Raw genomic sequence first — 22,473 nt, 5'->3', positions numbered from 1 at the left:
GCGGGACGGTGGGGATCAATAGCTGTATTCGGGATAAATCCGGGTCAGGTCGCCATTCCAGTCGCCATTGTAGTGATCCAGCAACTCATCAGCGGGAACCTTGCCCGTATCGATGCTGTCCTTGAGCGCGTTCAGGAAATGCGTCTCGTCCTGCACCAGACCACCCGCACCGGGGCGCGCGCGGGACGCCAGACCGGCCTCGGCGATCGAGACCACTTGGCGCGCCAAATCATGCATGTTGATGTTGCCGACCTGCGCCTGAAGGCCATCCTTGGCAGCCTCAACCCGCAGCGCTTCGCGCGTCTCGGCATCCCAGCCTTTGACCAGATCCCAAGCGGCATCCAGTGCGGTTTGATCATAGGTCAGACCAACCCAGAAGGCAGGCAGCGCACAGAGCCTGCGCCATGGGCCACCATCGGCGCCGCGCATCTCCATGAATTTCTTGATCCGCGCTTCGGGAAATGCCGTGGTCAGGTGATCGGCCCAATCGGACAGAGTCGGCGTCTCACCGGGCAGTGCAGGCAGTTTGCCCTGCAGGAAGTCGCGGAATGACATGCCCAGCGCGTTGATATACTGGCCGTCACGATAGACGAAATACATCGGTACATCGAGCGCATATTGTACATAGCGTTCGAACCCGAAGCCTTCTTCGAACACAAAGGGCAGCATGCCCGTCCGTGCATCGTCCAGATGCCGCCAGATATAACTGCGCCAGCTTTTCTGGCCGTTCACCTTGCCCTCGAAAAACGGAGAGTTCGCAAACAGCGCCGTCGCGACCGGCTGAAGGGCCAGCGCGACGCGCAGCTTCTGCACCATGTCGGCCTCGGACCCGAAGTCGATATTGACCTGAACCGTGCAGGTGCGCCGCATCATGGCACGGCCCATGGTGCCGACTTTCTCCATATAATCGTTCATCAGCCGGTAACGGCCTTTGGGCATCAACGGCATCTCTTCATGGGTCCAGATCGGGGCTGCGCCCAGACCGATAAAGCCGACACCGATCTCATCGGCGATATCCTTGACCTCGCGCAGGTGGGTGTTCACCTCGTCACAGGTCTCGTGGATGGTTTCCAGCGGGGCACCCGACAGTTCCAGCGCGCCGCCGGGTTCCAGGCTGACATTCGCGCCGTCCTTCTCAAGCCCGATCAGATGCCCAGCTTCGCGCACCTCGGCCCAACCATGACGGTCGCGCAAACCTTCCAGCACAGCCACGATGGACCGTTTGCCTTCAAACGGCAGTGGTTTCAGAGTGTCTTTGCAATAGCCGAACTTCTCATGCTCGGTTCCGATGCGCCAATCTTCCTTGGGCTTGCAGCCCGATTCCAGATATTCGGCCAGTTGCTCATGGCGTTCGATCGGTCCGCCGCCGGACTGGGGGATGGACATGTGACCCGTGCTCCGATCCTGATGTGTCTGTCTTGGCGGTCAGTCCTGAGCGCAAACCGCGCCAGTGTCAATGCAGCCTAAGGTGCGCAGGCCGTGACGGCGTGCGTTCCCAGATCACCACCGGATGTGCCGCACGACCGTTGAGTTCCGACAGCATTTGCTCGGTTTTAAGCCCCGGAAGTGCTGAGAACACATCAAACAGTGCCTCGGCCCCTTCGGCGTTCACCGGAATGTGAAGGGTCGGCTGCCCCGGCTGATCCAAAACCCAATGCGCAGGTTGCGAGGTCGGATCCAACGCCAACCGCTCGATTTCGCGGGCTGCAACGATGCCGCCGTCGAGCGGGCCCAGATAGGTGATCTGGCCTTCATCAATAGTCACCACACCCGGTCCTCCCGCACCATTGCGAAAGCGCGCGCGTTGCACTCCGATCACCGCCAGTGCCATCGAGACGACGATCAGCAGCCACCCCAACCACGCCAGCAATCCGCCGGGGCCGCTGATCCAGCTGAGGCCGAGGATCAGAACAAACCCTGCAACCAGCACTTCGCGCCAGCGCCACAGGGCCAGTTTGGCTTCGGGTCGAAAGAAACTCATGCCACGTCCTCCGGGTTTTTGAACAGGATCAGCGAGTATTGACCCGCAGGCTGGAACCCAATGGATATATAGGCCCGCGCTGCCGCATCGGAAGCCGCAAAGAGGACAGCTCTGGAAACTCCCGCGTCGCGCGCCTCAACCAGATGCAAGGCAACAGCCAAACGCGCATAGCCCCGCCCTCGTAAATCTGGTGGCGTGTAGACACCGCCGATCTGCACCACATCAGGCAGGCGGGCGTTGAAGCCGGTCATGCTGACCGGTAGGCCATTCTGCAGCAAAACTCGATGAGAATCCCGCTCGATATAGGTCTTGATGTCCTTCCCAGCCTGCGTCTGTGCGCGCACAGGATCAAAATCCATGGCTTCGATGAGGTAGCTTTCTCGCCAGTCTTCAAGGACCGAACGGTCTACATCAGTAAGCGGCATGAGATCTGCCCCACTGAAATCCGGTATTTGAAGTCGATCCAACGCCAGGGAAAACCCCGGCTCATCGCTGTTCAGGGTCGCGGGTCGCCCCTCCCAACCTGCCAACTGCATTATCCGACGAGCCTGCGTTGCCTCAGCCGCGATGCCGAACAGGGCCCGGCCTCGAATAAGGTCAATCGCTGCGGCAAGTTCGGTATCCGAACAGTCGGGACATTGCAGCAGGATCATGCCTTCATTTGTTATGGCAAAGACCGCACGCAACGGGCTGCCAAGCGTCCATGCATTCAACGACCGAGGATGCGTACCGCACAGGCCAAAATCCCGTAGATTGGCCAAAGGGAACATCGATGTTTGGATATGTTGGGACAAAAACGAGTCGATCCTGGACAGGTCCGTTTCCTGCGCCAATTGCCACGTCACGTCCAATCTCCCAACGATTGCTGCCACATTGTCATCGCCGCAACGGCTGCTGTATCGGCGCGCAGGATGCGTGGGCCGAGGCTGACCACATGGGTAAATGGCAGCTCTGCCAACCGTTTGCGTTCGGGCTCGGAAAACCCGCCCTCGGGGCCGATCAGGATCGCCCACGGCTTACCTTTCTCATTCTCTGCCAAGCGCAGAGCCGAGCCGGCTTCTGCCTCGTCACAGAACATCAATTGGCGATCATCGGGCCACGCGCCCAGGATACGATCCAATCGCTGGAGGTCAGCGACCTCAGGCACAAAAGTGCCGCCACATTGTTCGGCCGCCTCAATTGCGTGGGCCTGCAAGCGATCCTGCCGAATGCGCTCGGAGTTGGTGAATTCGGTCTGCACCGGTATGATCCGCGCGGCCCCCATTTCAGCTGCTTTTTCAACGATGAAATCGGTCCGCGCCTTCTTGATCGGTGCAAAGAGAAGCCACAGATCGGGCGGTAATTGCAGAGGTTTCGATTGCTCCACGCACGACAGAATTCCGCCTCGTTTACTTGCTTCTGCGACCTCTGCCTGCCACTCGCCATCGCTGCCATTGAATAGCGCGACCTGCCCCCCAACCGACAGGCGCATGACACCGAACAGATAATGCGCCTGCTCACGCGTCAAAGGAACCGATTGCCCCGGACCCAAAGGGTGCTCTACATACAGTCTGATCTTCGCATTCATGAGACCCTACATATGCAAGGCAATGCCCCAACACCAGACGGTCAAGTCGCCGATGCCGTAACCGGCAATTGGGTCGACACCCACGCCCCCGCCTTTGCCCGCCCTTACCTGCGGCTCAGCCGCGCAGACCGACCCATCGGCACATGGCTTCTGCTGATTCCCTGCTGGTGGGGTCTGGCCTTGGCCATCCTGAGCGACGGCGCACCACGATGGGAGGATCTTTGGATCGCAGTTGGTTGTGCCATTGGTGCGTTTTTGATGCGCGGCGCGGGCTGTACGTGGAACGACATTACTGATCGTGAGTTTGACGGGAAGGTCGAGCGTACAAGGTCGCGCCCGATTCCCTCAGGCCAAGTGAGTGTCCGTCAGGCTGCATTCTGGATGGTGCTGCAATGTCTGTTGGCCCTGGCCATCCTTCTGACCTTCAACCGGGCCGCGATTGCGATGGGGGTTCTGTCTTTGCTGCCTGTTACCATCTATCCCTATGCAAAACGTTTTACGTGGTGGCCGCAGATTTTTCTGGGGCTGGCCTTCAACTGGGGCGCATTGCTGGCCTGGGCTGCACATACCGGCACCGTGGGCTGGCCTGCGATCATGCTTTATCTGTCAGGAATCGCGTGGACTTTGTTCTACGACACGATCTACGCCCATCAGGATGCTGAGGATGACGAGCTGATCGGCATCAAGTCCACCGCACGGTTGTTTGGCACCGATACCGCCCGTTGGCTCAAGTATTTTCTGATTGGAACCGTCAGTCTAATGGCCTTTGCAATTATCGACGCGGCTTTGCCCGGGACATCGGTTCTTGCTTTGGCGGTCGCCCTTGGCGGGCCTTGGGCGATGGGGTGGCATCTGGCCTGGCAATTGCGGGGGCTGGACACGGAGGACAACGCCAAATTGCTACAGCTTTTCCGGGCCAATCGCGACACCGGCTTGATTCCGCTGATCTTCCTCTGCGTCGCCCTTTTCCTCTGATTGCACCTCTGTGCTGCGCTCTGTATGAGTCCCGGAACCAACCGCCCGAGGAGTCTCGATTTCGCCCATGCGTCTGCCTTACGCCCTAGCTGTTGCGTTGATTTTCGCGGTGTCCGCCGTGCTATCGCTGGTGGTCGCTGGATTTGCGGTCAGCAAGATCGAAGACGCCTCGGAACTGGCCGTGCGAAAGGCCTTGAACTTGCAGGGGCATGATTGGGCCGAAGTCGAATCCGACGGCCTGCGTGTCGTTCTGACCGGCACGGCCCCGACTGAGGCGACCCGATTCAACGCCCTGATCGCTGCGGGCACCGAGGTCGACACCTCGCGCGTCATTGACGAGATGGGGGTTGCTCCCACCGCCGATCTGACACCGCCCCGCTTTTCTACCGAGATCCTGCGCAATGACAGTGGAATTTCGATTATCGGGCTAGTACCTGCGGCTCTGGATCGCGACGATCTGGTAGACAGGCTGCAACGCCTTGATCGGGACGCGTCAGTTTCGGACCTGATGGAAAGTGCCGACTATCCCAAGCCAGACGGTTGGGATCAGGCAATCGACTATGCGATCGAAGCGCTCTCGGATTTGCCACGGGCCAAGATATCTGCCAGCCCAGGGTTGGTGCGTATCACGGCCATTGCCGATAGCCAGCAAGAGAAAGACCAGCTGGAACAAGACCTGAGCCGCGCCGCGCCACCTGGTCTGCGAATCGGCCTTTCGATTTCGGCACCTCGCCCGGTAATCACACCATTCACGCTGCGCTATTTGATTGATGAAGATGGCGGGCAGTTTGATGCGTGCTCGGCCCAGGATGAAGTTGCGCGCGACATCATCGTCGCTGCAGCACAAGAGGCCGGATTAACCGGCCCCTATTCCTGCACCATTGGGCTAGGCGTACCGTCTCCGCGTTGGGCGAATGCAGCGCAGCTCAGCATTCGTGCGCTATCTGAACTTGGTCAGGGTTCAGTTACTCTGTCGGATGCAGATATCACTCTAGTTGCCACACAAGGGACAAACCCTTTGGAGTTCGACCGCATCGTGGGAGAGCTCGAAAATACGCTGCCCGAGGTTTTCGCCTTGCATGCAGTTCTTCCCGAACCCGAACCGGATGACCCGACTGGGCCTATTGAATTCGTCGCAACACGTAGCCCTGAGGGTTTGGTTCAACTGCGTGGCCGTCTGAGTGACGAAACGCTGCGTGAAATGACCGACAGCTTTGCACGTGCCGCCTTTGGATCATTGCAGGTGCACACAGCCACCCGGATTGCACCGGACCTGCCCGCGGATTGGCCCATACGCGTCTTGGCCGGGCTGGAGGCACTGTCGCAACTGCACAATGGCGCCCTGACCGTTACGCCGGACAATGTAGCACTGTCGGGCATCAGCCATGATCCCGACGCCAAGGCCCGGATCGCCGGCATGCTATCGGACAAGCTGGGCGAGGCGCAGGATTACACCCTGTCAATCACCTATCAGGAGCCGCCCGCACCCGCCGACGCGCCGCCCGACCCTGAGGTCTGCGAAGAGCAGCTGGCCGAGGTTCAGGCCGCCAGAAAAATTGCGTTCGAACCGGGATCAGCCACCGTCGCAGCAGACTCGCGCGATGCCCTGAACCAGATCGCGGACATCCTGCGTGAATGTGGCCCCATCCGGTTGGAGATTCAGGGCCATACCGACAGTCAGGGCCGTGAAGAGATGAACCAGCAGCTCAGCCAGTCGCGCGCGCAGTCGATCCTGAACGAATTGCGCGGACGGCGCGTGCCGACCTCAAGCTTTTCTGCGGTCGGGTATGGCGAGACGCAGCCCATCGCCGATAACGAAACCGAAGAAGGCCGCGAAGAGAACCGCCGCATCGAGTTTCGCCTGATCCGTCCTGAACCCGTGGCCAACACCCTGACCGGGCTTGAGGCGATGGAAGCCGAGGCCGAATCTGAGGCCGAAATCGAGACACCTGAAACCGACGCACCGGATGCAGGCTCAGAGGACCAGTAAGTTGAACAGAACAGAATTCATCATCGCCACAGCCATCATCCTGTTCGCAGCTTTCTGCATGGGTTGGTTCGCCAACTGGCTGGCCCATCGGCTGTCCCGTGTTCGCCAAAGCGACGTGGCCGATCTTGACCGCATGAGTCAGGAACTGCACGAGGCCGAAGAAACACGCGATCAGGCAATCACATATCTTCAGCAGCGCGAGGCAGAGCTGACCAACCAGCTGACTCAAACCGAAGCCGAGTTGAATGCCGCAATGGAAGGGCTGCGCGCGGCGCGGCAGGAAGCCGAAGAGATGCGCGGGCGGATCAACAACGCAGACTAGGCACCCTACCAGCGGGTCAGCGCGTCTTCATCCTCGTCCTTGGCAGTCACCCATTCTGCTCCGGACGTGGTGATTTCCTTCTTCCAGAATGGCGCGCGAGACTTAAGGTAATCCATCAGATATTCCGCCGCCTCAAACGCATCTTTGCGGTGCGGTGCGGCGGTGGCGACCATCATGATACGGTCACCCGGGGCAAGCCTTCCGTGGCGGTGGATCACCAGAACGTTGCCCAGTGACCAACGGGCTTGCGCCTCTTCCGCGATCTTGGTTAGGGCGCGTTCGGTCATGCCAGGATAGTGCTCGATCTCCATCACATCCAGATCGCCCGAAGCCAGATCGCGCACAACGCCTGTGAAGGTCACGATGGCCCCGTTGGTATCGTCCCCGGCGGCAAAAGCGTTGGCTTCGGCCCCCAGATCGAACGGAGCCTCCTGCACGACGATCCGCATTCTAGCCACCCGTCATGGGCGGAAAGAACGCAACCTCGCGCACACCGGTCAGCGGGGCGTCAAAATCCGAAAGCTCTTGGTCCAGCGCCACGCGCAGGGCCGACAGATCAGCAAAGGCAGCAGCATAGCGATCCTCACGCGCGCTCAGTTCCGCGACCAAATCGCTGACTGTTGCTGCCTCGGTTTCAATCTTCTCTTTCGGCAGGCCGATGCGTTCGCGCACCCAGGCGAAATACAGCACGTTCATCGGTTAGCTCTCCTTCAGGTGGGGCATGGCTTTACGTAGGTAGTCATAGCCTGTGATCAATGTCAGCGTCGCGGCAATCCAGAGCAGCCATAACCCGATACGACCTGACCAGAACATGGCCTCAAGATGCCAGCGGATGTTGTTCAGGTCCTCGACCTGCCCTGCCAGAACCTGGTCAATGGTTGTCGCATCCATGCCAAACGTGGCCATCACAAAATGGTGCTCGAATATCCCCTGCGAGAACAGGATCGCGATCGCTACCATCTGTGCCGTCGTTTTCCACTTGGCTAGCTTGGTGACCTTCAGGGTTCCGGCCACATCGCCCAGATACTCTCGCAAGCCTGAGACAAAGACTTCGCGAAACAGGATCACTGTCGCGGGCAGGACCAGCCATGGTGTCCAGTGTTCAGTCGAATAGCCCACCAATATCATCAGCGCGATTACCACCATTGCCTTGTCGGCAATGGGATCCAGCATGGCGCCAATCTTCGTTTCCTGTTTCCAGGCGCGCGCCAGATACCCGTCGAACCAATCGGTGATCGCCGCTGACAGGAACAGGATCAAAGCAAACCAATCCGCATAGGGACGGGTGAAATACAGAAACATCACGGCGAGACCGGGGGCCGCCACTAGGCGCAGTACAGTCAGAATATTCGGCAGGTTCCATTTCATGGCTTGGACCCTACATCGCCGGTTCAAGACAGAAAAGACAGGGGCTTAAAAAACTGACCCAACACAAGCGTTTGCTGTCTTAAAAGTCAAAGCGTCGCAGCGGTGGTCACATTACAGGTTTCATCTTGGCACTTGATTGCTTTGGCGTCAGATTGTCGGCTGGCCAACCAGACAACACCCCAGAGCTGACATGACACCGCATATTCAAACCGATCCCCGGTCAAATCTGATCGGCAGCGCCTGGATGGTCGCCGCAATGGCACTGTTCGCGCTGGAGGATGCGCTGCTTAAGGCGGCTTCGGCGTCGATCCCGATCTGGCAAGTGCTTGTTCTTTTCGGTGCTGGTGGTGCAGTGATCTATGCCGCGGTTGCCACAGTACGTAGCACGCGTCTGTTCCAACCCGACGTGCTGTCGCGCCCGATGAAGGTACGTGTGGTCTTCGAGATCCTTGGACGGCTTTTCTATGTATTGGCGATCGCTTTGACGCCACTGTCCTCGGCTACGGTGATCCTTCAGGCCACACCACTGGTTGTCGTCGCAGGGGCCGCGTTGTTCTTTGGAGAATCCGTCGGCTGGCGGCGATGGAGCGCCATTTTTATCGGTCTTGTTGGCGTTGTGATCATCATCCAACCGACCGGAGACAGCTTCTCGGCCCTGTCAATCCTTGCCGTGCTGGGGATGCTCGGCTTTGCGGGGCGCGATCTGGCCAGCCGCGCCGCGCCCGCAACACTGGGCACTGAGGTTCTGGGGTTCTATGGCTTCCTCTGCATCATTGTCGCGGGTTTGGCTTATCGATTCTGGGAAGGAACACCGCTGCAAACTCTGACGCCTAATGTCAGCCTGCACATGGGCGGGGCGATTGTGATGGGGGTCATGGCCTATGCCGCGCTGATGAAGGCGATGCGCACCGGCGAGGTCTCATCTGTGACGCCGTTTCGCTATTCGCGGCTGTTGTTCGGTATCGGCTTGGGCGTGGTGATGTTTGGCGAGCGATTGGATCAGACCATGTGGATTGGCTGCGGCCTCATCGTGGCGTCGGGCCTCTATATCCTTTGGCGGGGGCGAAAGGCCTAGCCCTTGTCATGGAAGAAGTCATAGACCTTCTGCGCCAACCCGGCTGAAATCCCCTCGACGGCTTTAAGATCCGCCAAATTGGCTCGGCTCACCGCTTTGGCGCTGCCGAAATGAGTCAGCAGGGCGCGTTTGCGCGCGGCCCCGACGCCGGGGATTTCGTCCAGTGGCGTTGCACCAACCGCCTTGGCGCGTTTCGCGCGATGGGTGCCGATGGCAAAGCGATGCGCCTCATCCCTCAAGCGCTGGATAAAGTACAATACGGGATCGTTGCGTTTCAGCGCAAAAGGGCGCTGCCCGATGCGGTGGAACTCTTCCTTGCCGTGATCTCGATCAACACCCTTGGCAACACCGACCATCGGGATGTCCTCGACCCCATGCTGGGCCATGATCTCATGTACGGCGCCCACCTGCCCCGCGCCACCGTCGATCAGCAGCAGATCGGGCCAATGCCCTTTGTCCCGATCCGGATCTTCCTTTTGCAGGCGCGTAAAACGGCGGGTCAGGACCTCTTTCATCATGCCGAAGTCATCGCCGGGGGTTAGATCATCGCCGCGGATGTTGAACTTGCGATAGGCGTTTTTCATGAACCCCTCTGGGCCCGCGACGATCATGCCACCCACGGCATTGGTGCCTTGAATGTGAGAGTTGTCATAAACTTCGATCCGGTTCGGTGGCGCGTCCAGATCAAAGGCCTCGGCCACACCGCGTAGCAATTTGGCCTGCGTGGCACTTTCCGACATCCGCCGGGCCAGCGATTCACGTGCGTTGCGCAAGGCACCGGCGATCAGTTCCTGCTTTTCACCGCGCTGGGGCACCAGGATTTCCACCTTGCGTCCAGCTTTTTCCGACAATGCCTCCTGCATCAGATCGGCATTCTCGATTGCATCAGACAGGATCAACTGCCGGGGTGGTTCCTTGTTGTCATAGAACTGGCCCAGGAACGCTTCCATCGCCTCAGCCTGTGACACATCCGGGCCGACGCGCGGATAGAAATCGCGGTTACCCCAGTTCTGGTTGGCCCGGATGAAAAACACCTGAACGCAGGCTTGACCGCTGTCCATATAGAGGCCAATGACGTCAGCCTCGGCCACGCCGCGCGGATTGATGCCCTGAGACGTCTGCACCTGCGTCAGCGCCCGGATACGGTCGCGCAAACCGGCGGCTCGTTCGAACTCCATCGCCTCGGAGGCAGCCATCATCTGCGCGGCGAGATCTTCCTGCACTTTGGTAGATCGGCCTGACAGGAACCTTTCGGCATCCTTAACGCTTTCACGATAATCGGCTTCCGAGATCAGTCCGACGCACGGCCCAGAACATCGCTTGATCTGATAGAGCAGGCACGGCCGGGTCCGGCTATCGAACATGGAATCCGAACAGTTCCGCAGCAGGAACGCCTTTTGCAGCTGGTTCAGCGTCCTGTTCACCGCGCCTGCACTGGCGAAGGGGCCAAAATAAGCCCCCTTTTCTTTCTTCGCCCCTCGGTGCTTTTTGATCTGCGGAAAGGCATGATCCTTGGCGACCAGAATATTCGGGAAGCTTTTGTCATCCCGCAACAATACGTTGTATTTGGGCTTGAGCTGCTTGATCAGGTTCTGTTCCAGCAGCAGCGCCTCGGTCTCGGTCCGAGTGGTCAGAAACATCATCGAGGCAGTTGCGGCGATCATTTTCTCGATCCGACCCGAATGTCCCGGGCGGGTGTAGTTCGATACCCTCGCCTTCAGGTTTCGCGCTTTACCTACGTAAAGAACTCGGCTGTCCCCATCCAACATCCGATACACACCCGGCGAGCTGTCCAGCGTTTTCGCATAACGCTGAATGCAGGCATAGCCGGTGGCTTGGGTCGACGATTCGGGATCGGTGCTGGCGGTCATGAGTCTGAGATATGATTCTCTGACCATGGCTGCAATCTTGTGCGCTTCAGATCAAGAGAAAACAAATCCACGACTTCTGTGGATAACTGTGCAGATAACTTTAGGGGCATCGTGATTTTCCCTTGAATCCTTGCCTATTCGTTGATCTGCACAAAAAATAGGCAGGAAATTATGGTGTTGTTTTTAAAAGATAAATTTGTTGATCTGAGACAAGTGTATGAAAATTAAGACATTTTTGTAACGCTCGAGTAACAGAGATGAGAGCGGTGCAAAACTTGCAGCAGATTTACTTATTCTACACCAAGAACATCGGGTGTTTGCCAACCCAAATGTTGCCCACCATCGACGCAAAGAAGCTGCCCCGTAACGGCATGTGCATCCAGAAAGTATCCCAGCGCAGCAGTAATATCCGACGGGTTCGCGCCGCGCTCCAGAATCGTGTTCTGCCGCTGAGCGCTAAAATGAGCATCACTTTGGCGATGACCCTGCAGCGTTGGACCGGGGCCGATCGCGTTCACACGGATTGCGGGTGTCAGAGCCTGCGCTGCAGTCCGGGTCAAGGCCCACAACCCCATCTTGGCAATCGTGTATGACATGAACTCAGGCGTCAGTTTACGCACCCGCATATCCACCATGTTCACGATCAGCCCAATCGCTAGAGGCTCTCCCTGATCATCAAGCTCCGACTGCAACCCCTGCTCGGCCATGGCTTGGGTCAGTACGAATGGTGCGCGCAGATTGCTGTCGAGATGCCGATCCCAGCTTTGGCGGGTAGCTGTGTGGATATTGTCATACTCAAATATCGATGCATTGTTGACCAGACAGGTGATCGGACCACCCAGCGCCTCAGCTGCACGCGGCAGCAATGAGCTGACTTGCCCCTCATCAAGCAGATCGGCCTGCAGCGCAACTGACCTTCGGCCCAGCGCCTGAACCTCATCAACCGTTTCACGCGCGGCCTGATCCGAACTGGAATAGTGCACAGCGACATTCATTCCGCGCTGCGCCAAATACAGCGCCATGGCACGACCAAGGCGTTTACCGGCACCGGTCACCAATGCTCGGGTCATGGGCTCATTCTCCTCGTCAGGTCAGGCTAACAGGCTTGCAACATAGATCACATAGAGCGCTGTCAAGATCAGGCCCCAGACGCGTGTGATATCTTTCTTGAAGAATACAAAAGGAACCAACAAGAGCGACGCGCCGAGCATCACCCACAGATCGAAACGCAGGAATTCAGGATCGACGGGAATACGCCCAAACAAGGTCGTAATGCCGACAATGGCCAGCAGATTGAACATGTTCGATCCGATGACGTTACCCAGTGCCACATCCGCTTGTCGCCTCAGGGCAGCCATGACGGTTGTCGACAGTTCCGGCAGGGACGTACCCACCGCGATCAGCGTAAGGCCGATCACTGTTTCGCTCACACCATAGTTCCGGGCAATGACGGTCGCATTTTCGACCAGCAGATGCGCACCCATTGGCAGTCCGATCAAGCCGAGGATCAGGTAGATCGCCACCTTCCAATAAGGCATGTCAGGATCTGCTTCCTCAAGACCCTCAAGCTCGTCCTCATCGGCACAAGCTTCACCACAGGCTTTACGGTGCGCATGTGCTTCGCGAAACGCGTTGCCGAGGATCAGAGCCAACGCAGCCAGCAAAATTGCCCCGCTGAGCAGATTAAAGACCCCGCAAAAAGCCAACCCGATAAATAACACCGACGCCAGAAGCATGAAGATGTAGTTCTTGCGGCTGTCGCACTCACTTGTGTGCAAGGTCGCCAGAAGCGCGGGCAATCCCAGAACCAGCAAGATATTCGCTGTATTCGAGCCCACCACGTTACCCAAAGCAATGCCCGGCGCGTTTTCCTTGATGGCGCTGATTGCAATCAGCAGCTCAGGGGCCGAAGTTCCAAAGGCAACTATTGTCAGGCTGACGATCAGGGCGGGAACCCCCAACCGCAGGCTGAGGTTCACGGCCCCTCGCACCAGCGCGTCGCCTGCCAACAACAGGATCAGCAGCCCGAGGCCGGAGAACAGCCATGCCGTCATCCACGGCCTCCTTCTTCGCAAGGACACGGGCCTTTGCCGATCCTAAACCGCCCACAACGCGGACATTTCGCAGAACTCAATCGTTTCTGTCCAGGAAAGCGTAGCTTGCCGAACATCGCCAGAACGCCCATGGCGATCAGGAACAAGGTGACTGCTTTGATGATCACTCTACAACCCGAAACGCGCGTAGGCAGCGCGCTCCTCAAACCCGGCTATGGCATCCTGCGCCAGCGTCGCGCCGAAGCGCGACCAGATCGGTTTGCGCAGGCCATAGCGGCGGAACCTGACTTTGTCGCCAAACTTCTCCTGCATCTTGGGCTTCAGATGGGCAATACCATCGATCAGGCCCAGCTGTTGCGCGCGACGGGCCAGCCAGACCTCGCCGTTGAACAGATCAGCGCTGCTGTCCAGCTTGCCGTCCCGGCGAGATTTCACATGGGTTATGAAATTCTCGTGGATATCGCCCAGCAGCACTTTGAGCCGTGCAATGTCTTCTTTCTTTTCCGGAGCAAACGGGTCGAGCATTGATTTCGACTGACCCGCAGTATGTACGCGCCGTTCAAAGCCCTGACGTGCCAGAAAAACATGCGCGCCAAATCCCGACGATATCACGCCGATCGACCCCAGAACCGAACTGTCATCGGCCCAAATCTCATCCGCTGAAACCGCCAACCAATATCCACCCGAAGCCGCCACGTCTTCGACGAAGGCGTAGACAGGGATCTTAAGCTCTTCCGCCAGCCGTTGGATACGCGCACCGATTAATGAGCTTTGAACGGGGGAGCCGCCCGGCGAATTGATCTCCAGCGCGACCGCAGCGGGCTTGCCCTTGCGAAAGGCTTTCTCCAACACCGGTGCCAGAGCGGTCGCGTTCATCGACCCTCGCCCGGCCATTCCAATGGCACCGGACAGGCGAACAACGGCCACAAGTGGCGGCTTTTTCATGAAGGGCAGGCTGAGTTTCATGGAAGCCGATGTAGAGCGCGCCGGAGCCGTAAACAAGAGACCCGAAGCGCCATAAACGCGACGTGAACCAATTTCACACACCTGATGGGCAAAAATGCAACGCCCTAGCTGCGGATGCGCCAACCGGTTTTGAAGATCCAGCCAATGATCGCGAGGCATATTCCGGTGAAGGCTAGTATGGCCAGAAGGCTCCAAAATATCGGGACATCTGCGATACCATAGAATGACCAGCGGAACCCGGAAATCAGATAAACCACAGGGTTGAACAGAGTGATCGTCTGCCAAAGCGGAGGTAGCATCGAGATCGAGTAAAACGTCCCACCCAGAAAAATCAGGGGCGTCACAACAAGCTGGGGGACAAGCGACATTTGCTCAAAATTTCCGGCCCAAATGCCCACGATAAACCCCAGCAGCGAGAAACTGAGGCAAGACAAGATCAGGAAAGCCGCCATGGCAAACGGGTGTTCAATGCGAATGTCCACAAAGAACGTCGCAGTGGCCAGAATGACAAGACCTACAAACAGTGCCTTAGTTGCGGCCGCGCCCACATAACCAATCACAATCTCGATGAAATTGATGGGGGCTGAAAGCAACTCATAAATCGTACCCAAGAATTTGGGAAAGTAGATGCCAAAGGACGCGTTCGAGATTGACAGCATCACTACGGACAACATGATAAGACCCGGCACAATGAAGGCCCCGTAGGACACGCCTTCAATCTCTTGAATGCGACTGCCGATGGCAGTGCCAAACACCACGAAATAAAGCGAGGTCGACAGGACCGGCGACAGAAAACTCTGCGCCAGTGTGCGAAAGAACCGGGCCATTTCAAACCGGTAGATGGCAGTAATAGCGGACCAGTTCATGCGGGTTCTCCGGACACGAGGTTGACGAAAATCTCTTCAAGGCTCGATTGCCGCGTCTGCACATCACGCAGCATTAGACCGGCCTGTGCAACATCATTGAGAAGAGTGGTGATGCCCGTGCGCTCGGCATTGGTGTCGTAAGTATAGATCAGCGCATCGCCTGCACCGTTGAGCGTCAGTTGATGATCGGACAGAACGTCGGGAACCGATAAAATAGGCTCGGTCAACATGACCTCAATCTGCTTTTTGCCCATCTGCGCCATCAATGTGTCTTTGTCCTGCACGAGCAAAAGCTCACCCTTGTCGATGACACCCACACGGTCGGCGATTGCCTCGGCTTCCTCGATGTAGTGAGTGGTCAGGATGATGGTGACACCAGCCTGCTTCAATTCGGCCACGATCTCCCACATGTCCTTACGTAGCTCGACATCTACGCCGGCCGTGGGTTCATCCAGAAACAGCACCCTTGGCTCATGCGCCAAGGCTTTCGCGATCAGCACACGTCGCTTCATGCCTCCGGATAGTTCCTTGATTGCGTTACGGCGTTTGTCCCATAGGGACAGCTTGCGCAGGATTTCCTCGATCCTAGCGTTGTCTCCGCTATGACCGAACAGCCCGCGCGAAAAGCGGACAGTGTTCCAGACCTTCTCGAACGGTTCCAGCGCGATTTCCTGCGGCACCAGCCCAATCATCTTGCGGGCTGCGCGATACTCGGTCTGGATGTCATGGCCACCTACGGTGACCGAGCCCGAAGTCGGCGTGGTAATACCGCACACAGTCGAGATCAGCGTTGTTTTACCCGCCCCATTGGGGCCCAACAGCGCTAGAATCTCACCTTCTTCAATGTCCAGAGACACACCTTTCAGCGCCTCAAACCCATCGGCATAAGACTTCCGCAAATCCCGGATCGACAATATGGTCGTCATGCGTAACCTCGTTCTGACCCCGCAACCTATCGTGACGGACCATCGTCGAACAGTCCAATTCCGCACAGTGCCATGCGCGTGTGCGCAGGGTTCAGTCTCGTCCCGTCAGGCGACCTAGCCAGCCTGACTTGGTCTCTTCTTCGGCAGCGTCTTCTTGCGGTGGCGGACCTTCGAAATATTCTTGAAGATTGGCGAAGAACTGATCGGCCATCTTCTTGGCAAACCCATCAATCAGGCGGCTGCCCAGCTGAGCCAGTTTGCCACCCACCTTAGCCTCGACCTCGTAGGTCAGAAGGGTGCCACCAGCCTCGCTGGGCGCGAAGGTTACATCTGCGCTTCCCTTGGCAAAGCCTGCAGCGCCCCCCTTGCCCTCACCTGCGATGGTCAGGCGTTCGGGCTCAATCATGTCGGACATGGTCACTGTGCCTTTGAAAGTCGCCTTCACAGGGCCAACCTTTTGCACCACGGTCGCATTATACCCCTCGGTTGGATCACCGGTAATCTCCTGCGCGCCGCTGATGCAGGCTTTTAATACTTCAGGGTCCAGCAACGCAGCGTAAACGGCGGCAGGCGGCGCCTGAATTTCACGGGTATCGCTTAACTGCATCTCTCAACCTCTTTTTAATCCTACGGCAGACCACAAAGACCTAGCCCTGAAACATCGATGCAGGCAACCAGTTTGCTCAAACCAAGGCACTGGATCGGGATTCTTCGCTTGCATTCGTTCCGCCCAACAGAAACCCTGCGCCGCAGGAGGAAGACATGCTGCACGGCATACGCATCATCGAAATCGAAGGGCTGGGCCCAGCCCCCTTCGCGGCCATGCTGCTGGCGGATATGGGCGCCGATATCATTACCATCCATCGCAAAGGGTCCGCCGTCACTCCGGGTATGCCTGAACGTTCGCTGCTGGATCGCGGCAAACGATCAATTGCGCTGGACCTCAAAGACCCGCAGGACCTTAGCGTTGCAAAACGGCTGATCACAACGGCTGATGCGCTGATCGAGGGTTTTCGCCCCGGCGTGATGGAAAAGCTGGGGCTGGGGCCGGAAGACTGTCATCACCTGAACCCAAAGCTGGTCTATGGCCGAATGACAGGCTGGGGGCAGCATAGCCCACTTTCTGAGACAGCGGGCCATGATCTCAACTATATTGCCCTTTCAGGGGCTTTATCCTACGCGTCGCCGCCCGGCCAACCGCCTTTGACGCCCGCAACACTAGTCGGGGATATCGGCGGTGGTGCGATGTATCTGGTTGCAGGTCTGCTCGCCGGGCTTCTGAATGCCCGGAGCACAGGCAAAGGCACGGTGGTGGACGCCGCCATCTACGATGGCTCGGCACACATGATGAATTTGCTGATGAGCCTGCGCCAAACCGGCAACCTGTCCGACACCCGGGGTCAAAGCCTGCTTGACGGACCGCATTGGAGCCGAACCTACGCCTGCGCAGATGGCGGCTTCATCTCAGTTCAATGTCTGGAGCCAAAATTCTATGCTCACTTCCTGGACATCCTCGGGCTCAGCGATGACGCGGAATTCGCTCAGCAATATAACCATGCGACGTGGCCCAACCTGACGAAGCGGTTGAGCAAAATCTTTGCCGAGAAGCCGCGCGACGAATGGGCGGCGCTGTTTCAAGGCACGGACGCCTGCGTTGCGCCGGTCCTAAGTCCACAAGAAGCACGGGATCACCCTATGAATTCGGCTCGCCAAACATGGATCGACCACGACGAAACACGTCAAGCCGCAGCCGCTCCTAGATTCTCAACCTACAACTGGCAACCGCGGCCCAGCCCCAAACGCGGAGAGCATACAAATGAGATTTTGAACGAACTTCCTCCCGCTTCATCTGGCTAAAAATACCTCGGGGGTGAATTGGCCGCAGGCCAAGAGGGGGCTGCCCCCCTCGCCAGGCTTACCGCCCGCGCACCGTATCGATCATCAATTGAACGTTCTCAGGGTCCGCATCTGGCGTAATACCATGACCCAAATTGAAGATATGCGGTCCTTTTGAGAAGGCTTCGACAATCCGCCGCGTCTCATCGACAAGCGCTTGCCCGCCTGTCACCATATGCGATGAAGCCAGATTGCCCTGCACACACCCATCGACTTGCACATTCGCAGCAGCCCATTCGGGCGACACAGAATTGTCCAGCGCGACACAATCCACATCGGTGGCCTTGGCGAAACCGATGTAACCCTGATCCGCTTCGCGTGGGAAACCGATGACGGGAATGCCCGGATGGCGGGCCTTTATGGCAGCAGTAATCTCGCGACAGGGTTCTACGGCGTATTTCTGAAACGCTTCGCCCTTCAATGATCCCGCCCAACTATCAAATATTTTGACAACCTCGGCCCCTGCCTCGATTTGGGCAGACAGGTATTCAATTGTCGCGGCCGTGATCCGATCCAACAGCGCCTCGAACAGCGCAGTGTTTTCTTCGCGCAGCGCATGGGCTGGCCCCTGATCCGGGGTGCCCCGTCCGGCGATCATGTAGGTAGCCACTGTCCAGGGCGCGCCTGCAAATCCGATCAGAGCTGTCTCAGAAGGAAGCTCACGCGAAAGAATACGCACGGTTTCATACACCGGAGAGAGCGTCTCATGAATTGCATCAACCGGCTTCAGCGCATCAAACTCCGACTCCCGTGTAATTGTCGAAAGGCGAGGACCTTCGCCGGTGACAAACCACAAATCCGCACCCAGCGCCTGCGGCACAAGCAGGATATCAGCAAACAGGATCGCGGCATCAAAGCCGTAGCGGCGAATGGGCTGAAGGGTGACTTCGGCGGCAAGCTCGGGGTTATAGCAAAGAGACAGGAAATCTCCGGCCTGTGCGCGCGTTGCACGATATTCAGGCAAATACCTCCCGGCCTGTCGCATCATCCAGATCGGCGGCACATCCTGCACTTCCCCCGCCAGCGCCCGTAGCAATTTCTTTGTCTCGGCCATTCGTGCCCCCAGTGTTCCGGTTTGGTGCAACGCGTCGGCCCTCAGTGGCAATTTGTCAAGCTCTGCCCCCATTGTCAGGGCAATGTGACGCGACTAAAGCTGTGCACATGAGTCTGATATTGCCTACCCCCGCATCGCCTCTGAAAATCGGCACCCGTGGATCTCCGCTGGCGCTGGCGCAGGCCTATGAAACCCGTCAGAGACTTGGCGCCGCTTTCGACCTGCCTGAGGACGCGTTTGAGATCGTGGTAATCAAGACCACCGGTGACAACCGCGCCATGATCGACGCGGACCGGCCGCTGAAAGAGATTGGCAACAAGGGTCTGTTCACCAAGGAAATCGAAGAGGCGATGCTGAAAGGTGAGATCGACATCGCCGTACATTCGACCAAGGACATGCCCGTCGAACAGCCTGACGGGCTGGTGCTGGATACATTCCTGCCGCGCGAGGATGTGCGCGATGCGTTTATCTCGCCGACTCTGAGTTCGATTCACGATCTGCCAGAGGGCGCAGTTGTCGGGACTTCATCGTTGCGCCGCCGGGCGCAGTTGCTGAATCGGCGGCCCGATCTGAAAGTGGTCGAGTTTCGCGGCAATGTGCAGACTCGCCTGAAGAAGCTGGCAGATGGCGTGGCCGATTGTACCTTCCTGGCCATGGCCGGATTGCGCCGCTTGGATATGAAAGACGTCCCCGCGACTGCTATATCGCCTGATGACATGCTACCTGCCATTGCGCAGGGCACCATCGGCATTGAACGGCGCAGCGACGATAGCCGCACCGCCGAGATGCTGGCAGCGATTCATCATGTTGAAACAAGCCAACGCCTTGCGGCTGAACGCAGCCTGCTGGCCGGGCTGGATGGCTCATGCGAAACACCGATCGCCGGTCTGGCACAAGTCCAAGATGGCCAACTGCATCTGCGTGGAGAAGTTCTGCGCCCGGACGGTTCCGAGGCGATCAGCGAAGAGGCCACCGGGGCGCTCGAAGACGGCGCAAAACTGGGTCAGACAATGGCCGCCTCTCTGTTGAAACAGGCCGGACCAGGGTTTTTCGACTGGCGCTAAGAAAAAATTTAAACAATTTCAGGGTAATGTGAACTTCTTCACTGTCTACCCTGCCGAATTCGTTAAATATAGGGACAGAAGGTCGATCTCGAATATATCGAAAGTTTTAGCCCGTGTTGTTTTAGATGGTATTCGAGGGGGCGAGATTGATACTTCCGGCGGGGCGCAGTTGATTTTCAACAGCGCCCCGTTCTCTTTTCCAAAGCATATGGCGAAGTACTTACTCTGCACCTTCGCGCAGACCATGATGATGACTAAACACCGGCCGCGCATGAAGCACCTCTGATCGGAAATCCGCCATGCGCCCCGGTAGCGCGCGATAGAATGATGCCAAACCTGGCTCAACCGCCATCGCATGCTTGGCACATTCCTTGCACAATCCAGCGACTACGGTCTGTGACTCCCGTGCGCGTATCGCCTCTAGTAGACCTATGTGTGCGGTCTGCAGCTTTTGAAACGATGCACTGCCTGCAACTTCCCGATCTCCGACCAGTACATAAACAGGCTCTGGCTCGCTTTTACCTTTCAAATCCACGAAGCCCGCCTCTAGCAGCGCAAGATCAGAATTGGTGACACGGCGAATAGAGTCTGAGACTAGAATATCATAATCCACATGTCGGCAGTTTTGTTCGATCCGCGCTGCCACATTCACCACATCTCCGATTACTGTGTAATTGAACCGGCGCCGCGAGCCGATATTGCCGACGCAGGCGGCTCCGGTTGCGCAGCCTGTCGCCAGTGCGATGGGAGGACGCCCGCGCATGATGGGCAAAGTGTTGAACTTATCTAGCGCGCCGCGCATCTTCAGCGCGGCCAAGGCAGCGCGGCACGGGTGGTCATCCACGGGCAGCGGTGCATTCCAAAAAGCCATAACCGCATCGCCGATGAACTTGTCGATCGTTCCACGCTCGACCAGAATCTGATCCCCGATCTCTGAGAACAGCGCATTCAGCAGGGCCACCAGATCGGTGGCTGATACAGACTCGGACAATGGCGTGAAGCCCCGAATGTCCGAAAACATCACCGTGATCTCCTGAGATTCACCTCCCAATTGCAGTTGATGCCCATTGGCCTCCATCTCATCGAGGATTTCCGGTGCGACATAATGCGAGAAAGTCTGGCGGATCACCCGCTTCTCCCGCTCGGTCGAAACAAAGAGGTACCCGGCCAGAAGCCCGAAATTGGCCATACCTCCGGCCAAAGGGAAGGTCGCATCAAACAGAACCGACTGGTTCTGGAACGCCAACCAACTGATGGCAATTACGGCCGATGCGGCAACACCGCCTGCAGCAAAAGAAGCGACCGCCCCATAGTTGGACATGACCACTGTGACAACGACGCCCAGGATCACGAACGCCAGCAGCTCAAGTGCAGAGGTAACATCCGATCTGCTCAGCACATCGCCAAGGATGATCTGTTCGATAATCTGGGCGTGGATCGAAACACCGGGAACAGATTCACCCAGTGCCGTTTCGCGCATATCGAACAGGCCCGCCGCAGAGGTGCCGACCAGGATGATCCGTCCTTCTATCTCTGACTGAAGCGTTGGATCACTACCGCTGCGCATGACATCATCGGCCGACAGATACAGGCCAGGATTGTCCCGTCTGTAACGCACCCAGATCTCGCCATTCTCGGTGGTCGGCAGCACAAAATCACCCAGACCAACCTCAAGCATGATGCCGATCTCGTCCTGCGATCCTTCGGCAAAATAAACGGATTCGCCCATGGCCACCCGCAGGGCTTCAACCCCAAGCGCAGGTAATACACCGTTGGGCCCGGACCAAAGCACAGGGACCCGTCGCACCACACCCAAACTTCCTTGGGGCGAAACATTAACACCCCCGATCCCGGCCGCTTCTTCCCCCAATGGCGGCGCCAGAGAGGTCCAGTGGGCAACGCTGACAAGGCCAGCTGCGGGGTTCTCTCCGATTTCAACTAACCCCGCCTTCGGTACAATGGCCGAACCGCTATCGGTTTGCCGGGCTGCCACACCCAGAACCACTGGCCATCTCGCAATTTCGTCCCCAAATCTGACGTCATTGTCCAGATCGATCGCGGCCTGATCCACCTGCAGTAGTCCGGACAAGGTCGGGTCTTGCAACAATCGCATCGGAGAGTATCGGTCGGGCTCGGCAAACAGCATATCAAAGGCAATCGCAGCGGCACCGTATTCGCCCAATCGTTCGACCATCTGACCCAACAGGGTACGAGGCCAAGGCCATTGGCCCCATTCTGCCAGAGACCTTTCATCAATATCCACCACGCGGACCGGCAGATCCGGGTTGTAGGCCCGTGGTGAAATCCGCTGCAGGATATCGAAGTAAATCAATCTGGACATTTGAACGGGATACGGATCCGCGACCCTAATGAAGCAGCCCATCAAGATCAGCCCCAAGCCTACAAGCCTGAATACTAATCGATGCCCAATTTTGTCTCTTATCTTACCCACCACGTTCACCTTCCAGGCGCAGGGGAACATGAAAATATATGTAACC

At 57.7% G+C, this 22,473-nt stretch carries 22 protein-coding genes; 6 read left to right on the top strand and 16 right to left on the bottom strand.

Features of this window, described 5'->3' with window-relative positions; genetic code table 11:
* Nucleotides 1–15 precede the first annotated feature (15 nt).
* From ACR0I1_RS14910 to ACR0I1_RS14895, 4 genes are all read right to left on the bottom strand, one after another.
* Nucleotides 16–1,386 (bottom strand): glutamate--cysteine ligase, encoded by a 1,371-nt coding sequence (locus ACR0I1_RS14910; protein WP_480707065.1) that lies wholly within the window; start codon nt 1,384–1,386, stop codon nt 16–18.
* 67 nt (nt 1,387–1,453) lie between these two features.
* Nucleotides 1,454–1,981 (bottom strand): hypothetical protein, encoded by a 528-nt coding sequence (locus ACR0I1_RS14905; RefSeq protein WP_170408404.1) that lies wholly within the window; start codon nt 1,979–1,981, stop codon nt 1,454–1,456.
* Nucleotides 1,978–2,826, bottom strand: a complete 849-nt coding sequence (locus tag ACR0I1_RS14900) for a GNAT family N-acetyltransferase (protein WP_170597230.1) — start codon at nt 2,824–2,826, stop codon at nt 1,978–1,980. The genes ACR0I1_RS14905 and ACR0I1_RS14900 overlap by 4 nt, the downstream gene beginning before the upstream one ends.
* Complete coding sequence (locus ACR0I1_RS14895) at nt 2,823–3,548, bottom strand: 16S rRNA (uracil(1498)-N(3))-methyltransferase (RefSeq protein WP_170408406.1); 726 nt, start codon at nt 3,546–3,548, stop codon at nt 2,823–2,825. The genes ACR0I1_RS14900 and ACR0I1_RS14895 overlap by 4 nt, the downstream gene beginning before the upstream one ends.
* 12 nt (nt 3,549–3,560) lie before the next feature.
* On the opposite strand from ACR0I1_RS14895, the gene ubiA reads away from it, so the two are divergent.
* The 3 genes from ubiA (at nt 3,561) to ACR0I1_RS14880 (ending at nt 6,835) form a co-directional block, all read left to right on the top strand.
* A complete protein-coding gene (ubiA, locus tag ACR0I1_RS14890) occupies nt 3,561–4,523 on the top strand; it encodes a 4-hydroxybenzoate octaprenyltransferase (protein ID WP_170423611.1) in 963 nt (320 codons plus the stop codon).
* A gap of 67 nt (nt 4,524–4,590) precedes the next feature.
* Nucleotides 4,591–6,513, top strand: a complete 1,923-nt coding sequence (locus ACR0I1_RS14885; protein WP_480707062.1) for an OmpA family protein — start codon at nt 4,591–4,593, stop codon at nt 6,511–6,513.
* 1 nt (nt 6,514) lies between these two features.
* On the top strand, nt 6,515–6,835 hold the full coding sequence (locus ACR0I1_RS14880) for a hypothetical protein (RefSeq protein WP_170395619.1): 321 nt from the start codon (nt 6,515–6,517) through the stop codon (nt 6,833–6,835).
* Between the two features lie 5 nt (nt 6,836–6,840).
* On the opposite strand, the gene ACR0I1_RS14875 is transcribed toward ACR0I1_RS14880, so the two are convergent.
* Genes ACR0I1_RS14875 through pgsA form a run of 3 tightly spaced genes read right to left on the bottom strand, consistent with a single transcriptional unit; the run spans nt 6,841 to nt 8,203 of the window.
* Nucleotides 6,841–7,284 carry a molybdopterin synthase catalytic subunit gene (locus ACR0I1_RS14875; protein ID WP_170566171.1) on the bottom strand — a complete coding sequence of 148 codons (444 nt, stop codon included), beginning with the start codon at nt 7,282–7,284 and terminating at the stop codon, nt 6,841–6,843.
* Between the two features lies 1 nt (nt 7,285).
* Nucleotides 7,286–7,531 (bottom strand): molybdopterin converting factor subunit 1, encoded by a 246-nt coding sequence (gene moaD, locus ACR0I1_RS14870; RefSeq protein ID WP_170395615.1) that lies wholly within the window; start codon nt 7,529–7,531, stop codon nt 7,286–7,288.
* Nucleotides 7,532–7,534: 3 nt separating this feature from the next.
* Nucleotides 7,535–8,203: a CDP-diacylglycerol--glycerol-3-phosphate 3-phosphatidyltransferase gene (gene pgsA, locus ACR0I1_RS14865; protein WP_170395613.1), complete on the bottom strand. Its 669-nt coding sequence runs from the start codon at nt 8,201–8,203 to the stop codon at nt 7,535–7,537.
* A gap of 190 nt (nt 8,204–8,393) precedes the next feature.
* On the opposite strand from pgsA, the gene ACR0I1_RS14860 reads away from it, so the two are divergent.
* Entirely contained in the window at nt 8,394–9,278 is an 885-nt protein-coding gene (locus ACR0I1_RS14860; RefSeq protein ID WP_480707059.1) for a DMT family transporter, read from the top strand.
* Here the strand turns inward: ACR0I1_RS14860 and uvrC are convergent.
* The 7 genes from uvrC to ACR0I1_RS14825 form a co-directional block, all read right to left on the bottom strand.
* A complete protein-coding gene (uvrC, locus tag ACR0I1_RS14855; RefSeq protein ID WP_480707058.1) occupies nt 9,275–11,149 on the bottom strand; it encodes an excinuclease ABC subunit UvrC in 1,875 nt (624 codons plus the stop codon). The genes ACR0I1_RS14860 and uvrC overlap by 4 nt on opposite strands.
* Nucleotides 11,150–11,439: 290 nt before the next feature.
* Nucleotides 11,440–12,219 carry an SDR family oxidoreductase gene (locus tag ACR0I1_RS14850; RefSeq protein ID WP_480707057.1) on the bottom strand — a complete coding sequence of 260 codons (780 nt, stop codon included), beginning with the start codon at nt 12,217–12,219 and terminating at the stop codon, nt 11,440–11,442.
* 21 nt (nt 12,220–12,240) lie between these two features.
* The gene (locus ACR0I1_RS14845; RefSeq protein ID WP_170395605.1) at nt 12,241–13,203 is read right to left on the bottom strand and encodes a calcium/sodium antiporter; all 963 of its coding nucleotides are present in this window, start codon (nt 13,201–13,203) and stop codon (nt 12,241–12,243) included.
* Nucleotides 13,204–13,371: 168 nt separating this feature from the next.
* On the bottom strand, nt 13,372–14,169 hold the full coding sequence (locus ACR0I1_RS14840; RefSeq protein WP_170395603.1) for a S49 family peptidase: 798 nt from the start codon (nt 14,167–14,169) through the stop codon (nt 13,372–13,374).
* A gap of 104 nt (nt 14,170–14,273) precedes the next feature.
* Nucleotides 14,274–15,035: an ABC transporter permease gene (locus ACR0I1_RS14835; RefSeq protein WP_170395601.1), complete on the bottom strand. Its 762-nt coding sequence runs from the start codon at nt 15,033–15,035 to the stop codon at nt 14,274–14,276.
* Nucleotides 15,032–15,961: an ABC transporter ATP-binding protein gene (locus tag ACR0I1_RS14830; protein ID WP_480707054.1), complete on the bottom strand. Its 930-nt coding sequence runs from the start codon at nt 15,959–15,961 to the stop codon at nt 15,032–15,034. Before ACR0I1_RS14830 ends, ACR0I1_RS14835 begins: the two co-directional genes overlap by 4 nt.
* Nucleotides 15,962–16,052: 91 nt before the next feature.
* Nucleotides 16,053–16,568, bottom strand: coding sequence for an SRPBCC family protein (locus tag ACR0I1_RS14825; RefSeq protein WP_170395597.1), 516 nt, complete (start codon nt 16,566–16,568; stop codon nt 16,053–16,055).
* 155 nt (nt 16,569–16,723) lie between these two features.
* Between ACR0I1_RS14825 and ACR0I1_RS14820 the strand changes: the two genes are divergently transcribed.
* Nucleotides 16,724–17,818, top strand: a complete 1,095-nt coding sequence (locus ACR0I1_RS14820) for a CaiB/BaiF CoA transferase family protein (RefSeq protein ID WP_480707052.1) — start codon at nt 16,724–16,726, stop codon at nt 17,816–17,818.
* 58 nt (nt 17,819–17,876) lie between these two features.
* Here the strand turns inward: ACR0I1_RS14820 and hemE are convergent, their stop codons facing one another.
* A complete protein-coding gene (gene hemE, locus ACR0I1_RS14815; RefSeq protein WP_480707224.1) occupies nt 17,877–18,911 on the bottom strand; it encodes a uroporphyrinogen decarboxylase in 1,035 nt (344 codons plus the stop codon).
* Nucleotides 18,912–19,018: 107 nt separating this feature from the next.
* Between hemE and hemC the strand changes: the two genes are divergently transcribed.
* Nucleotides 19,019–19,975 carry a hydroxymethylbilane synthase gene (hemC, locus tag ACR0I1_RS14810; RefSeq protein ID WP_480707051.1) on the top strand — a complete coding sequence of 319 codons (957 nt, stop codon included), beginning with the start codon at nt 19,019–19,021 and terminating at the stop codon, nt 19,973–19,975.
* Between the two features lie 220 nt (nt 19,976–20,195).
* Here hemC and ACR0I1_RS14805 read toward each other — a convergent pair whose 3' ends face one another.
* Nucleotides 20,196–22,316: a CHASE2 domain-containing protein gene (locus tag ACR0I1_RS14805; protein ID WP_480707049.1), complete on the bottom strand. Its 2,121-nt coding sequence runs from the start codon at nt 22,314–22,316 to the stop codon at nt 20,196–20,198.
* Between the last annotated feature and the right edge of the window lie 157 nt (nt 22,317–22,473).

The sequence above is a fragment of the Ruegeria sp. B11 genome (genome assembly GCF_056539785.1).
The sequence above is the reverse complement of the archived record's forward strand: the minus strand, read 5'-3'. Positions and strand labels throughout refer to the sequence as shown.